The 14856-nt window shown below is 66.7% G+C and carries 11 protein-coding genes; 6 read left to right on the plus strand and 5 right to left on the minus strand.

All coding sequences use genetic code 11. The annotated features are described in order from the left end of the window. Positions 1-76: 76 nt before the first annotated feature. From ACSC1R_RS14275 to ACSC1R_RS14290, 4 genes are all read left to right on the plus strand, one after another. Complete coding sequence (locus ACSC1R_RS14275) at positions 77-400, plus strand: EthD family reductase (protein ID WP_439026395.1); 324 nt, start codon at positions 77-79, stop codon at positions 398-400. Further along, entirely contained in the window at positions 397-2082 is a 1686-nt protein-coding gene (locus ACSC1R_RS14280; RefSeq protein WP_439026396.1) for a thiamine pyrophosphate-binding protein, read from the plus strand. Before ACSC1R_RS14275 ends, ACSC1R_RS14280 begins: the two co-directional genes overlap by 4 nt. Positions 2083-2132: 50 nt before the next feature. Beyond that, entirely contained in the window at positions 2133-2378 is a 246-nt protein-coding gene (locus ACSC1R_RS14285; protein ID WP_439026397.1) for a hypothetical protein, read from the plus strand. Between the two features lie 155 nt (positions 2379-2533). Further along, positions 2534-5158 carry a penicillin acylase family protein gene (locus tag ACSC1R_RS14290; protein ID WP_439026398.1) on the plus strand — a complete coding sequence of 875 codons (2625 nt, stop codon included), beginning with the start codon at positions 2534-2536 and terminating at the stop codon, positions 5156-5158. Between the two features lie 15 nt (positions 5159-5173). Here the strand turns inward: ACSC1R_RS14290 and ACSC1R_RS14295 are convergent, their stop codons facing one another. Both ACSC1R_RS14295 and ACSC1R_RS14300 read right to left on the minus strand, forming a co-directional pair. Then, on the minus strand, positions 5174-7762 hold the full coding sequence (locus ACSC1R_RS14295; protein WP_439026399.1) for a cation-translocating P-type ATPase: 2589 nt from the start codon (positions 7760-7762) through the stop codon (positions 5174-5176). A 372-nt stretch (positions 7763-8134) separates the two neighbouring features. After that, positions 8135-8410 (minus strand): hypothetical protein, encoded by a 276-nt coding sequence (locus ACSC1R_RS14300; protein ID WP_439026400.1) that lies wholly within the window; start codon positions 8408-8410, stop codon positions 8135-8137. A 108-nt stretch (positions 8411-8518) separates the two neighbouring features. Between ACSC1R_RS14300 and ACSC1R_RS14305 the strand changes: the two genes are divergently transcribed. Beyond that, positions 8519-9490: an NAD-dependent epimerase/dehydratase family protein gene (locus ACSC1R_RS14305; RefSeq protein WP_439026401.1), complete on the plus strand. Its 972-nt coding sequence runs from the start codon at positions 8519-8521 to the stop codon at positions 9488-9490. A gap of 445 nt (positions 9491-9935) precedes the next feature. Continuing rightward, on the plus strand, positions 9936-13226 hold the full coding sequence (locus tag ACSC1R_RS14310; protein ID WP_439026402.1) for a hypothetical protein: 3291 nt from the start codon (positions 9936-9938) through the stop codon (positions 13224-13226). A gap of 15 nt (positions 13227-13241) precedes the next feature. On the opposite strand, the gene ACSC1R_RS14315 is transcribed toward ACSC1R_RS14310, so the two are convergent. The 3 genes from ACSC1R_RS14315 to ACSC1R_RS14325 all read right to left on the minus strand — a co-directional run bounded on the left by ACSC1R_RS14315 (position 13242) and on the right by ACSC1R_RS14325 (position 14847). Next, positions 13242-13361, minus strand: coding sequence for a rubrerythrin-like domain-containing protein (locus ACSC1R_RS14315; protein ID WP_439026403.1), 120 nt, complete (start codon positions 13359-13361; stop codon positions 13242-13244). Positions 13362-13512: 151 nt separating this feature from the next. Further along, positions 13513-14112, minus strand: a complete 600-nt coding sequence (locus ACSC1R_RS14320) for an HD domain-containing protein (protein WP_439026404.1) — start codon at positions 14110-14112, stop codon at positions 13513-13515. Beyond that, positions 14113-14847 carry an EthD domain-containing protein gene (locus tag ACSC1R_RS14325; protein WP_439026405.1) on the minus strand — a complete coding sequence of 245 codons (735 nt, stop codon included), beginning with the start codon at positions 14845-14847 and terminating at the stop codon, positions 14113-14115. Between the last annotated feature and the right edge of the window lie 9 nt (positions 14848-14856).

Genomic DNA, 14856 nt, shown 5'->3' on the forward strand with positions numbered 1-14856 from the left:
TTTGTACACCGCAGTGGCCCGTGAAGTCCGCCGCACCGGTACAACCAAGACACCGCCGCCCATCGGTTTTACTGTCATGATTAAATTGGTGAACCTGCTGGTTCGCGCGGACGACCTGACCCACGACGAGTTCGTCGAGTACTGGTACGAGGAGCACGTGCCGCTCGCGAAGGACCTCCCGAACGCGAAGAAGTACGTAACCAGCGTCCCGAACAGCCCGGAACACAGCGAGTACGACGGCATCGTCGAACTGTACTTCGAGGACATGGGCGCGCTGAAGGCGGCGTTCGACTCCGACGTCGGCAAGGAGGTCATGGCGGACCTCGAGACGTTCGCCAAGCCCGACGAGGGCCCGACCCTGTACGTCGAGGAGACAGTCCAGCTCGACGACGACGCATGAAGACGGCCGAGCGCGTGGTCGAGGGACTCGCGACCCTCGACACGGAGTTCGTCTTCGGCTACCCCGGCGGCCGGGTCATCGAGGTGTTCGAGGAGCTGGCCGAGCACCCCGAGATACAGGTCGTTCGCCCGCGCGACGAGCGCGAGGCGAGCGTCATGGCCGAATCCTACGGTCGCATGACCGGCAAGCCGGGTGTGCTGGCCGGGCAGGGCCCGTGGATCGGCAGTTTAGGGAACATCGGCCAGATGGAGGCCCGCCTCGCCTCCTCGCCGATGGTCGCCATCACCGAGGCCTCAGAACGCGGCGACTACTCCACGCTGGCACCCTACCAGCAGTCTCGCGGCGACTACGGTGGCCTCTCGCTGCCCAAGATTCTCGACGGCGTCACCAAGGAGTGGTGGTTCCCGCGCACGCCCACGGAGACGGTCCGGTCGCTCCAGCTGGCGTTCAAGCACGCGACCGCCGGCCGGCCCGGCCCCACGGCAATAATCCTCGACGGGGACGCGGTCTCCGACGAGTACCCCGAGGACTCGATTCCGTCGGTGTGGGACGAGGACCGTCAGGTGCGGAACTGGCAGTCACAGCCAACGGAAGCGGACGTGGCCGACGCGGTCGAGGCCCTCCAGACCGCCGACCGTCCGGTCATTCTCGCGGGTAACGGCGTCCACGCGGCCAACGCCTACGACGAACTGGTCGCCTGCGCCGAAGCCTACGACGCGGTCGTCGCGACCTCGTACCTGGGCAAGTCCACGATTCCCGAGACCCACGAGCGTGCCGCGGGCGTCATCGGTTCGTTCGGCCACGAGGGCGCGAACCAGGTCGTCTCCGAGGCCGACACCCTGCTGGTCGTCGGCTGTCGGATGAACCCGATGGACACCAACTGGCAAGCGGAGGAGTTCATCCGCCCGGACGAACAGACCATCGTCCACGCCGACATCGACACCCGCAACGCCGGCTGGGTCTACCCGGCAGACGTGGGCCTCATCGGTGACGCGGCGCAGTCCCTTGCCGCGCTCGCGACGGCAGGCGGGGCAGAGAACGGCTGGGCGCTCGACCGCGCTGCCGAGGCCCGTGAGGACTTCCACGTGCCCGAGTGCGAGGACGACTCGATGCCTATCAAGCCCCAGCGTGCCTGCAAGGCAATCCAGCAGGTGGTCGACTCGGACACCGTTGTCACCGCGGATTCGGGGAACAACCGCTTCTGGCTCCTCAACTACCTGCAGACGCCCGACACGGAGACGTACTACGGCTCCGGCGGCGTCGGTGGGATGGGCTGGGCGGCTCCCGCCGCGGTCACGGCGGCATTGCTCGGCAAGGACGCCATCTGCGTCGCCGGGGACGGCGGCTTCACGATGACGATGACCGCCGTCGAGACCGCGGTCGACCACGACGTGGCTCCGACGTTCGTCGTGCTGAACGACACCTCTCTCGGGATGGTCCGCCAGATGGACGATTCGATTCCGGGCGTCGAGTTCCACGACACGAACTTCGTGCAGGTCGCCGAGGCACTCGGCGGCCAGGGCCAGCACGTCACCGACCCCGACGACCTCGTGCCCGCCCTCGAAGATGCGAAGGCCGCGGACGTCCCGACCGTCATCGACGTGCGCATCGACCGCGAGGAAGACATGGCCGAGACGCTGCAGTCCTCGTTCTACGCCGAGGTCGGCGGCCTGCACGAGTAAGCGGTCGAAACGGACAGTAGCTTCTTTTCGCGGTGCGTGGTTGGAGTGGTATGAACGGCCGGGGACTGTTCGGGTTCGTGCTGGTCGTCGCCGGACTCTGCTGGCTCGTCCTCTGGGTCGTCACCCCGCCGGACCCGTATCAGCCGGTGCTGGGGGTGGTAGCCGGACAGGTGGTCTTCGACGGCTTTGGAACCTCGTTTCCAGGCACTGTCGCCCTGCTCGGCTTCGGTCCGGTCGCTCTCGGTGGTGTACTGTTCGTGACGGGATGGGTCGAGTCGACGGCGAATCGACTCTGAAGTGGTCGTGCCGGACCGTACCCGTTCGTTCGAGATGCCATCCACACGACCACCTCAAAAAGATAAAATTATTGTTACTTTTGTGCAGTGTGGACGTAAAAAACACCCACACAGCAGGGCATGACTATACAGACCAGAGGTCAGACGGGAGTAATATGGCAGAGAATACCAGCCATGTGAAGGAGTCGCTGTCGCGCCGCGACCTGCTGCGAACTGGCACCGGACTGGCCGCAGCCTCGGTCGCCAGTGAGACCACCCTCGCGTTCGGCGGGGAAGCAGGGCAGAAAACGACAGTGAAAGTTCGGCGCGACGACTACGGCGTTCCGCACATCTACGCCCGAAACGCAGACGACAGGACACCCGTGTTCTTCGGGTTCGGGTACGCCGTCGCGAAAGACCGCCTGTTCCAGCTCGAACTCTACCGGCGCTACTACCACGGCACCGTCGCCGAGGTGTTCGGGTCGGACTGGGTGGACTTCGACGCCGCCGCCAGACAGTCGACGTTCTCGGAGACGACACTCGGTGAGCAACTGGAAGCGATGGACCAGGAGAACCGGGCCGTCCTTCGGGCGTTCGCGTCTGGCATCAACCGCTACATCGAGTCCGTCCGCGAGGGAGACCGTGCGTTCCACAGGGGATTCGTCGACAACGGGTTCGAACCCGAACCGTTCACGGACGAGGACGTGGCCGGGATGTACGTCGCCAGTATGGCGTTCTTCAGCGGCTTCCAGCTAGAGACTCTTGGTGCGACTGTGGTCGAGACGTTGCGCGGCGAGGTCGGTGAGGACCGCGCGATGGACCTGTTCCACGACCTCAACTGGGGGAACGACCCCGGGTCACCGACCTCCAGTACCCAGCCAGCCGACGCGTACCAGCCCCCATACACCCCCGCCGGTGACGACGGTACCGGGGCGACGCCGGGTACGGATTCCACACGGCGTGGTCGGACTGGCGTCCAGAACCAGCCGACGAACCGGGTCACCGGCGGCGACTTCCGCCTCCCCACTGACGCCGAGGCGGTCCACGACGCAGAGATGGAGCGGGTCCGAACCCTCGCGATGGGGCTGGACGACCTCGGCTTGCCCATCAAGTACGGCAGCAACGCCCTCGCCGTCCAGGGCGACGTGACCGACAGCGGCGACGCGATTCTCATGGGTGGGCCCCAGATGGGGTTCTCGACGCCATCGGTCATGTACGAGGCGGGGCTCCATGGCCCCGACTTCGACGTCGCGGGCATCACCGTCGCGGGCTACCCGTTCATCATGTTCGGCCGGAACCGGAACGGCGCGTTCACCTCGACGGCGGGCATCGACAATTGCATCCAGACGTTCGTCGAGTCCATCGAGGTCACCGACGACGGCCCCGACACGTACGAGTTCCGCGGTGAGGACCGCGAGGTGTACGCCGAAGAACAGACGATTCCGGTCGCCGACGGCGAAGACGAGACCGTGACGCTCCGGCGCACCCACCACGGCGTCGTGACGCAGTGGGACCCCGAGGCGGGGGAGGCGATCGCCCAGACCAAGTCCTACGCGGGCCGAGACATGAACTCCTGGGCGGCCTTCTACGAGTCGCAGTTCGCCTCGTCGGCCGAGGAGTACGGCGAAGCTGCCCGCCAGTGCGACTACGCACTGAACTTCATGTGGGCGGGCGAGTCCGGCGACATCGGCTACTTCCACCTCGGGCGCTACCCCGACGCCGAGTCGGTCGAGTGGGACACTCGGCTCCCCGCCGACGGGACGCAGTACGAACTCACCGAAGACGACTACCTCCGCGCCGCCGACGAGGAGGTCCCCTACAGCATCAACCCCCCGCGAGGGTACTCTGCGCAGTGGAACAACAAGCCTGCACCGGACTGGAACAACGGCGACCTCAGCTACGCCTGGGGGACCGACCACCGGGTCCAGCGCATCATCAATCTCGTCGAGCACGAACTCGAGACAGATGGCTCGGTCGGCTACGATGACCTCAAGGACGTGGTCTACGACATCTCGTTCGTCGACCTCCGGAGCATCCGGTACCGGGACGCGCTCCTCGAGGCACTCTCCGGGTCGGACCTCACCGAGACCCAACGGGCCGCGAGGGACGCGGTCGCCGACTGGGACCACTACCGACAGGGTGACGCTGCTGACTTCACGGGGAGGTACCCCGTCGGGTACACGGTCTGGGACGCGACCTTCCCGAGGGCCCTGGAGAACGTCTTCGCAGACGAGTTCGGGTCGGCCTACGGTCCCGCGTCGTACTTCCTCACCTACCGCTACGGCCGCGGAACGTTGATGCGCGTGCTCAATCCCGAGGAGACAGTGATGGACCTCCAGGCCGAGTACACCACCGATGGGGCACAGGAAGCCTTCGTCGAGGCCTTCCGAAGCGCCTGCGTGGAACTCGAAGAACAGTACGGCGAGGACGTGTCCTCGTGGCGCGGCGAGGCGAGGATAGACGAACTCGACAATCTCGCGCTGTTCGGGATGCCGATCGGGGTCGGCGACGCCGGTGACATGCCCTGGATGAACCGCGGGACGGAGAACCACTACGTTCGGCTCGGCGACGACCCGACCGCGGAGAACGTCCTGCCGCCGGGGAACTCGGGATACGTCGCCCCCGACGGGACGACGGGCGAACACTACGACGACCAGCTCGACGCGTTCGTGGACTTCGAGTACAAGCAGTTGCTGTTCGACGACGAGGACGTTCGGCGGAACTCCTCGACCTCGGTCGTACTCCAGATGGACAGCGACGGCGATGGAGACGAAAACGGGGAGGCAAACGGCGGGCAGTAGGTTCTCTCTCTGTCTTCAGTCAGCCCGCTGCGTCGTCACTCTCCCGCCCGTCGTGGTCTGGTTCTTCGGTGCACGCTTGCGAAGCAGCCACACCACGCCGACCATCGGAATCGCCGTCACGACGGTCGTCAGGCCCACGATTCCCCAGTCGGCGAGCGTGAGCGGGACCACGTCGAACGCCCGCTGGAGTGGCCCGAAGTACAGCACCACGAGTTGCAACAGGAGCGACGCGGCCACCGCCACACCGAGCCAGCGATTCGGTTCGGGTCTGCCCGGAATCCAGCGGACGACGTAGAGCTTCACGAACTCCACGACGACGAAGGTGGTGAACACCATCGAGACGACGTACTCGGTCGACCCGCCGTTGGTGGTCACCAGCCAGTACACCAGCCCGAGCATGACCACCGTCGAGGACAGCCCGAGGCCGCCGATGGTCCGCAGCATCTGCGGGTCGAGGATGCCCTGGCTTCGGTTCCGCGGGGGCCGGTCCATCACGTCGCCGCTCTCGGGGTCGACGCCGAGGGCGACAGCCGGGAGGCCGTCGGTGAGGAGGTTGATCCACAGCAGCTGTGCCGGCGGCAGGACGAGCAGGCCGAACAGCGAGGCGATGAACACCAGCAACACCTCGGTGACGTTCGCCGACAGCAGGTACGCGACGAACTTCCAGATGTTGTCGAAGATGGTCCGGCCGTTCCGGATGGCGGTGGCGATGGTCGCGTAGTTGTCGTCGAGCAGGACGAGGTCGGAGGCCTGTTTGGCGACTTCTGTGCCGCGCTGGCCCATCGAGATGCCCACGTCGGCGTGTTTCAGCGCGGGGGCGTCGTTGACGCCGTCGCCGGTCATCGCGACCGTGTGGCCGTTGGCCTGCAGGGCGCGACAGATGGCGACCTTGTGCTCGGGGAGGACGCGGGCGAACACCTCGTGGGCCTCGACCGCGTCTTTCAGTTCCCTCTCGTCCATCGCGTCAATGTCGTTGCCGGTGACGACGTCGCCGGAGAGGCCGACCTGCTCACCGATGACGGCCGCGGTTCGGCGGTTGTCGCCGGTGATGAGCTTCACGGCGATACCGGCGTCTTTCGTCTGTGCGATGGCCTCCCGGACCTCGGGACGGGGCGGGTCCTGCATGCCCTGCAGGCCGACGAACACGAGGTCGGATTCGGGGTCGGCCGGGTCGCCGTATGCGAACCCGAGGACGCGAAGCGCCTCGTCGGCGAAGCCGTTCGCCGTCTCCTGGATGTCCGCACGAGTTCCCCCGTCGAGCGCGACCGGCCCGTCCGCCGTGAGGACCTGCGTGGACTGTTCGAGGACGGTCTCGGGCGCCCCCTTCACGAAACTGCGGTCGTCGTGAATCGTCGCCATCCGGCGGCGCTCCGAGGAGAACGGCACCTCGTCGATGCGGGGGCGATCTTCCCGGAGTGCTTTCGGGTCAAGCCCGACCGTACTCGCCGAATCGAGCAGTGCGACCTCGGTCGGGTCGCCGTTCTCGCCGGCCGCGTCGTTACAGACCGCGCCGATTTCGAACAGCAGTCGGTGGCGTTCGTCGTCGAGGTCGGCCTCGTCGGGAGAGAACTCGCGACCGTGGACCCACGCCTTCGTGACGGTCATCTGGCCCTCGGTGACGGTGCCGGTCTTGTCGGTGGCGACCACGTCGACCGACCCCAGGGACTCGACCGCGGGGAGCTCCCGGACCAGCGCGTTCTGGTCGGCCATCCGGCGGACCCCGAGGGCGAGCGTGAGCGTGACGACGGCCGGGAGGCCCTCCGGGACGGCCGCGACCGCCAGCGAGATGGCCGTCAGGCCGGCCCGGAGGAGTCCCGCCCCGCCGGCCACGAGGACGCCCCCGATGATGACGGCGAGGACGAGGACGCCGAGGCCGACCCGCCGACCGAACGTGTCGAGGTCGCGCTGGAGGGGGGTCTCGCGGCTTTCGACGGTACCGAGTTCGGCGGCGATGGCACCCACCTGCGTGTCCATCCCGGTCGCGTACACCACGGCCCGGCCCGAGCCGCGAACCACCGTCGTCTGCTTGTACACGAGGTTGTCGCGGTCCGCGACGGGGGTGTCGGTGTCGAGGACGCCGGTCTCCTTCGACCGCGGGAGGCTCTCGCCGGTCAGGGCGGCCTCGTCGGCCGCGAGGTCGGTCGCCTTCAGGAGGCGCGCATCGGCCGGGACCGCATCGCCCGCGGTCAGCACCAGCACGTCGCCGGGAACCACCTCCGGCGCGGGAATCTGGACCTGCTCGCCGTCCCTGAGGACGGTTGCCGTCGGTGCGGCGAGTTCTCGCAGGGCACGGAGACTCTCCTCGGCACGGTAGTCCTGGAAGAACCCGAAGACCCCGTTCAGTATCACGATGCCCATGATGAGTGCGGCGTCGACCCCGTGTCCGACCACTGCGGCGACGATGGCTGCCGCTATCAGTACCCAGATGAGTGCGCTCTGGAACTGGGCGACGAGGATGTCGAGCGCGTTCCGTCTGTCACCCTCGACGAACTCGTTTCGGCCGTGTTGCTCGAGTCGGCGGGCAGCCTCCTCGCTCGACAGCCCCGCCTCGTCGGCGGCGAGGTCGTCCAGCACTGCTTCGAGTTCGACGTCGTGTTGGGCCACAGGGGACGGTTCGACGGTCACCCTCTTGATAATTCGTGGTGTCTCTCGGGTGACCGGCACGAATCGCGGTCACCGGGACGTTATTTCGTGAGGACAGCAACCGAAATATATTTAATTTCGTAGTGTTGTTTGGTGAATGTGGCGGCCCGCACGGATTGCGACCGGCTCCATCGGCGACACTGTCTCCCCCACCCCGCCGGTACTGGCCGGGACCGCCCGAGTCGTCGTTCGCCACAACCGAGACCCCCACCCCACCGATGTCTCCCATCGTGGTATCCCCATTCCGACGACTCGGACGGGGTCGCCCCCGGTGTCGACGGCACCTGTGCCGACCCGCGATACCGGGTCATCGTTCCCCGCTGATTCGTGTCTTCAGCGGTGGAAAACCCCTCGCACGCTCCAGAACAATCCCTGTGCCACGTTCCTGAGGAACCCACCGAGCCCGCTCCGGGGTTCGCGAACCGCCTTGAACCCGGCCAGCTCCTCGTGGGACACGGACAGGAGTTCGCCCGTGACGGCCCGGTTCTCGTCGGCATCCCCGACCAGAAGCAACGTGACCCGCTCTGTGTCGTGTCCGACCACTCGATAGACACCCGGTTTGCGGTCGCTCTCGGACGGTGGCCGGTAGTGTTCGGCGACGGCTACCATGCTCCTCCGTCGCAGTGACACAGCCTCAATCTTGGGGTGCTGTGCAGCGGCGACACCTGGCACGGTCCGACGGGAACCTTTTTGCGAGCAGTGGCAGAACTTGCGAACATGGCAGACAGCACGGTACTCGTCACTGGTGGCACGGGATTCATCGGGTCGTACGTCGCGAAAGACCTCGTCGACCACGGGCACGACGTGGTCGCCTACGACCTCTCGACAGACCCGCGCATTCTGGAGAAGCTCGGCATCGCCGACGACGTGGAGATTCGACGCGGCGACGTGAGCGACTCGACCGACGTGATTCGTGCGGTCAAAGAGACCGGGACGACCCACATCGTCCACCTCGCCGCCTTGCTGACCAACACGGCCCGGGACAACCCCCGCGCGGCGATGCAGGTCAACATCGAGGGGACGAACAACATCTTCGAGGCCGCTCGCACCCTCTCCGACCAGGTCGAACGCGTCGCCTGGGCGTCCTCCGCGGCCGTCTACGCCCCGCCAACGAACTACGACGACGGCGGCGACTGGTGGGTCACCGAGGACGACCTCGTCTACCCCGACACGCTCTACGGCGCGACCAAGGAGTACAACGAACACCAGGCCCGCGTCTACTACGAGGACCACGACGTCTCCCACGTGGCAATCCGGCCGACGGTCGCCTACGGCCCCTACCGCGAAACTGGTGGGTCCGCCTTCCTCGCGAACATCATCGAAAAGCCCGCTGTCGGTGAATCCTTCTCGGTGGAGTACGGCGACCAGGAGATCGACTGGCAGCACGTCGAAGACATCGCACAGGCGTTCCGCCTCGCCGCCTTCACCCCGGACGATGACCTCAGCCAGCGCGTGTACAACGTCCGCGGCGAACTCGCGTCCATCCGCAAGGCGGCCGAGACCGTCGAGAAGATCATGCCCGACGCCGACATCGAGGTTTCCGACGAGGGCGAACTGCCCTGGACCCAGCGCCTCGACATGACGAAGTTCCAGGAGGACACCGGCTACGAGGTGCAGTACGACCTCGAATCCGGCTTCCGAAAGTACATCCAGGTGCTTCGGGAGGAAGCCGGGCTGGACCCGGTCTGAGAACGCCACCCGCACCGACCGTTCTGGCGATTCGAGGAGGCCACGTACAGTCAGTCGCCTCAGATATTTTCGTGATGTGGCCAGAATCGAAGAGTCTGGCTGCCTGCTGGACGTCGTCCGACAATGTCGTCAGAGACAGGGACACTGACTGCTGACCGGAATCGTCGATTCAGGTATCGACGAGAGAACTCCGGTATCGACGAGCGAACTCCGCGCTCTCGAACCACGGAGTGGAGTGAGCACCACAATCGGCTGGGAAGGCTGCGGTGTGGTGCGGTTGCGGTCATAGACGCGAGCGCGAGTCGTCTGCTGGGCTTTCGAAACCGTCGTCCAGGGGCTCCGAACTCGAAACGCGACGGAGGCCAGTGTTTCTCCGAAATCATCCTATTCGACCGACACAAACACCAAGACAGATGCCCGACAACCGGCGTACGATTACTCTGACATGGTGGCTGGACTCGACATCGGGACGGCGACACTGACGGCTGCACGGGACGGGGGCGACGGCGCGACTGTCGCGGAGGCGGCGGCGTCCGTCGTCGCGGTTCCGCGTGACACACTGACCGGGGCCGGGTTCGACCCGGCCGAACTGTGCTGTATCGAACGCGATGACACGGTCTTCGTCCTGGGTGCGGACGCGGCGGACGTCGCCGACGCGACCGACACCGACCTGGAACCGCTCTTCTCGAACGACGTGGTGGTTCCCCGCGAACACGACGCCTCGCTCATCGGGGCGCTCTCCAGGGACGTCCTGGGACCCGGGGACGACGAGGCGGTCTGCTTTACGACGCCCGGCCGGTTCCTCGACGCGGACGAACCGACGACCGACCACCGCGAGGCCGTCAGCGCAGGCCTTTCCGACGAAGGATACGACCCCACCCCGCTGAACACCGGCCTCGCGGTCCTCTACGACGCGCTCTCGGACGGGAACTACACCGGCCTCGGCGTGGCCGTTCGGCCCGCCGTCACGACCGTCTGTCTGGCCTTCTATGGTGTCCCAGTCCTCGGGTTCTCGCTGGCGAAAGGCCGCGACTGGCTGGTCGAGCAGGCGGCCGCGTCCGCGGGCGAACCCGTCGACGCCGTCGCCGAAGCTCGTGCGTCGTTCACCCTCGGGCTGGAAACGAGTTCCGAGGGCATCGAGGGCGCACTCGCAGACGCCTACAACCAGCTCCTCGCCGACGTGTCCGAGGCGGTCCAGCGCGAGGCCGACGAGGGAGACCTCCAGTCGGGCGTCGCGGCGACGGTCGTCGTCGCCGGTAGTGGGAGCGTCCCCGGCATGGAGATGTTGCTCGGGGCGCAACTCGACGCGGCCCCACTCCCGTTCTCCGTCGACGACGTGCGCCTTGCCGACGACCCGGCGAACAGCGCGGCTCTCGGCGCACTTGCTGCCGCAGAGGCCGGTCTCGACGGATTCGAGGGTATCGTCGCGAGCGAGGAGGACGGCGAAGCCGACGAGGGTGGCGAACGCGACACCGTCGAATCCACACAGCAGACGCTGACGGCGACGGGCACGACTGGGAACGGTGGTACGAACCGACGACCCGAGACCGCCGCCGGCGGCCCCGGGGACGACTCCTCGAACCGCGCCATCGAGCAGATGTTCGAGCGCCTCGGCAACCGCGAAGACGAGATCGCCAGTATCCGTGCGGACCTGGACGCGGCGGCGGAGAACCTCGACTCCCTGCACGAGACCGTCGCGAGCGAGGACGACCTCGACTCGGTGTCGGCGAGGGTCGCGGACCTTGACGCGGCGCTCGAGGACCTCGACGGGCGAGCGGCGGCGGCCGCGGACCTCGAATCGCTCGGCGAGGACCTCACGGCGCTTCGTGACGACCTCGCGGCACTCGAGGAGTCCGCCGCCAGTGCAGCGACCGTCGCCGACCTCGACGACCGTGTCGGGACGCTCCAGTCGTCCCTCGACGACCTGGCCGACGAGGCAGCGACCGACGCCGACCTCACTGCCGTCCGGAAGACGCTCGAGGCCGTCGAGGCTGACCTCGACTCGCTCCGTGAGACCGCTGCGACGCGGGAGACCGTCGATGCGCTGGACGACGACGTCGACGACCTGGCGACGTCGCTCGACGACGTGACGGCGACCCTGACCGACCTGTCCGACCGGGCGGCCGACGCCGAGACCGTCGAGGATATCGCGGAGACGTTGTCCGACCTCGACGAGACCGTCGAGACGCTCGATGCAGAGGTCGCCGCCCTCCGTGCCGACCTCGCCGCGCTCGACGAAGCGACTGCCACCCTGGACGACCTGGCTGCACTCGAGGCGACCGTCGACGACGTCCAGGCGGACCTGGCCGAACTCGACGAACGGACCGCCAGCGCGTCGGCCCTCTCGACGGCCACCGACGACATCGCGGCCGTGACGGAAGCCGTCGAGGACCTCGCGGACGACGTGGCCGCCCTCGACTCGGCTCACGACGACCTGACGGCCCGTGCCGACGACGCGGCCACCGAACGCGAGGCACAGGCTGCCGATATCGAAGCGCAGTCTGCGGACATCGAATCGCTCGTTGCCGACCTCGATACGGTCGAAGCGACGGTCGACGACGTACAGACTGACCTCTCGAGCGTCGAGACGGCCCTCGACACCGTCTCAGACGACCTCGCGGCGGCACAGGACCGCATCGACCGCCTCGCAGAAACCACAGCAGACACCGACGAGGTGGCGTCTGTCTCGCAGGACCTCGCCGCGCTCGCAGAGCGCGTCGAATCGCTCGCCGCCGACGGTGCGACCGACGACGACGTGCAGGCGCTCCGCTCGGACGTCCTCGAGGCAGACATGGCTATCGCCGACCTGCAGGAATCGGTCGCCGACCTCGAACGCGACACCGCTGCAGAATCGGCGGTCTCGGCCATCGAGAATGACGCCGCTGACGCCGCCGAAGCGGCAGCCGCGGCGGCGGACCGGGTGGAGACGCTCGAAGACAGACTCGAGGAGGAGGCGGCCGACGCCGAGACCGTCGAAGCACTCCAGTCCACGGTCGAAGGGACTCGCTCGACGGCGACCGAACTGGCAGACGAACTCGACTCGGTCCGTGCGCGACTCGAGTCACAGGCCGACGCCACGCCGTCGACTGCCGCCCTCGACGACCTCGCGGAGGACGTGGCTACACTGACGGACGACGTCGCGGAACTCGACGACGTGCGAAGCGAGCGTGCCGCGGCTGCCGACGTCGACGAGGTTCGAGCGTCCGTGTCGACCCTGTCGGACCGGCTGGACGACGTGGAAGACGAGGGTACTGCTCCCGACGACCTCGCCGAGACTGTCGCGGCCCTCGAAGACGCCCTCGATGCGCTGGAGGAGGACGTAGTCACCGAGGAGGACTTCGCCGACCTCCGTGGAGGTGTCGCGACGGCGGCGGAGCTGTCCGACCTCGAATCGAAGGTGGTCACCGAGGAAGACCTGTCCGACTTCCGTGCGTCACTCGTGACGAAGGAGGAACTCGCCGACCTTCGCCGGACGGTGGAGTCCGTCCGCGACGAGGTTCCCGACGAGCAGGCGGCGACAGCCGGCCAATCGGGGGCTGCCGGCGGTTTCCTCGGCCGGGTCGGTGCCGGCGTCGCCGGTGGCGGTGTCATCGCCGGGGTGCTCACCATCGCCGAGGCGACGGCGGGCGATAGCATGGCGACGGCCGTCGGTGCGGGCGCGCTCGTGCTCGGCCTCGTCCTCGTCGGTGTCGTCTATCGAGCCAGTGACGGCACCACTGCCACGGTAAAAGAGTAAGATTCTCGACCGTCGTTACTCGCGGGGAAGCGAGACGTTTCGGAGTTCGCCACTGCACTTCGGGCATTCGTTCTCGTCTGGGTCCTCGGTCCGGAGCCCACAGCTCAGACACTCGTACTCTGTCGTAGTTGTCATGATAGTCGTTCTAGGAGACGGCGAATGATAAGGATTACCGCGACACTTTGTAACGTGATAACCGGAGAGAACGTGGGGGCTGTGACCCTCCATCGACTGCCGATGCGGGCTCGCCTGCCGCCCGGCTGGCTGTCACTGTCGCATCTAGCTGCTACTGTCGTGTCTGGCTGTACTGCGCGACCCACTCTTTCAGGGTGATGCCCATCGCGGACTGGGTGATGGCGTTCGACGACGCCGAGTTCGCACTCTTGACCAGTTCCGCTTCCAGCGTCCGTTTCGGCACTTCGCCGAGGAAGTGCGGGATGGCCCGCTGGACGTCCAGCGGAACGCCGACCTCGTGGGCGAGTGCGTACCCCGAGATGGAGTGAGGAATCTCCTCGCTCGCGTAGTGCTCGCGGTCGGGCTCGTCCAGCAGTTCTGCATCGACGAAGTCCACGTACTCGTAGCACTTGCCGACGTCGTGGAGCAGGCAGGCGGCCACGATGGTGTCCACGTCGGGGTCGGCACCGTGGAACTCGCGCTGAATCGCCGCAGACTCGACGGCTATCTTGGTTACCCCCCGGACGTGTTCGACGTTCGTGACCTCGTGGATGTTCCAGGCGTACGGGATGTCCGTGATGTCCTGCCAGCCGCCGCGTTCGAGCCCGAGCGTCCAGGCTTCGACGACCTGTTCGCGGAGCTGGTCGTCCTCGATGCGCTCGAGTTCCGGATAGGCGTCCCGGACCTGGGCGGCGAAGTCCGGTTCGGCCATTCAGTACCCCTCGACGTCGCCGACGTCGTTCTTCACGAGACGCTCCTGCCCGATGAACCGGGGGCGTTCCTCGACGGCGAGGAAGTTGTCGACGTCTGCGCGGGCCTTCGCGGCGATTTCACGGGTGGGGTCGTAGTCGCGCGAGCCTTCACTGCCGAGTGCTTCGTGCAGGTCGTCCAGCGTCTCGAAGTACAGTTCGGCGACACCGTCGAACTCCGCGTTCTCCGGGTCCGTCGGGTACACCGTCTGGTACCGGACGACGCCCTCGATGTCCTTCGCCAGCGGCGAATGGTTGTTCTCCCAGTAGTCACGGAACTCCTCGTGTGTCATCCCGTCCTTGCGGACGAGGAACGCCGAGTGCTTGTACAGGCCGTCGGTATCGCCGTCGACCTCGTCCTTCCAGACCTTCTCCTCGCCGATGAATCGGGGACGACGGTCGATGTCGAGGAAGTTGTTCACGTCCTCGCGGGCCTTCGCGGCGACCTCGCGCGTCGGGTCGTAGTCGCGCGAGCCTTCGCTGCCGAGTGCTTCGTGCAGGTCGTCCAGCGTCTCGAAGTACAGTTCGGCGAGGCCGTCGAACTCCGCGTTCTCTGGGTCTGTGGGGAGGACCGTCTGGTAGCGCACGACGCCCTCTATGTCCTTCGCGATGGGTGTGTGGGTGTTCTGCCAGTAGTCGACGAACTCGTCGTGGGTCATGTCGTCCTGCCGGACCAGGAGCGCAACGTGTTTGAACATACGTGAGAG

The organism is Haloarchaeobius ordinarius, from assembly GCF_051801355.1.
Taxonomy (GTDB): domain Archaea; phylum Halobacteriota; class Halobacteria; order Halobacteriales; family Natrialbaceae; genus Haloarchaeobius.

Coding starts and splice junctions, on each gene's coding strand:
- ACSC1R_RS14300 (WP_439026400.1), bottom strand. CDS start 8,410: ATGGTAGCCGTCGCCGAACACTACCGGCCACCGTCCGAGAGCGACCGC.
- ACSC1R_RS14310 (WP_439026402.1), top strand. CDS start 9,936: ATGGTGGCTGGACTCGACATCGGGACGGCGACACTGACGGCTGCACGG.
- ACSC1R_RS14275 (WP_439026395.1), top strand. CDS start 77: ATGATTAAATTGGTGAACCTGCTGGTTCGCGCGGACGACCTGACCCAC.
- ACSC1R_RS14290 (WP_439026398.1), top strand. CDS start 2,534: ATGGCAGAGAATACCAGCCATGTGAAGGAGTCGCTGTCGCGCCGCGAC.
- ACSC1R_RS14305 (WP_439026401.1), top strand. CDS start 8,519: ATGGCAGACAGCACGGTACTCGTCACTGGTGGCACGGGATTCATCGGG.
- ACSC1R_RS14320 (WP_439026404.1), bottom strand. CDS start 14,112: ATGGCCGAACCGGACTTCGCCGCCCAGGTCCGGGACGCCTATCCGGAA.
- ACSC1R_RS14325 (WP_439026405.1), bottom strand. CDS start 14,847: ATGTTCAAACACGTTGCGCTCCTGGTCCGGCAGGACGACATGACCCAC.
- ACSC1R_RS14285 (WP_439026397.1), top strand. CDS start 2,133: ATGAACGGCCGGGGACTGTTCGGGTTCGTGCTGGTCGTCGCCGGACTC.
- ACSC1R_RS14280 (WP_439026396.1), top strand. CDS start 397: ATGAAGACGGCCGAGCGCGTGGTCGAGGGACTCGCGACCCTCGACACG.
- ACSC1R_RS14315 (WP_439026403.1), bottom strand. CDS start 13,361: ATGACAACTACGACAGAGTACGAGTGTCTGAGCTGTGGGCTCCGGACC.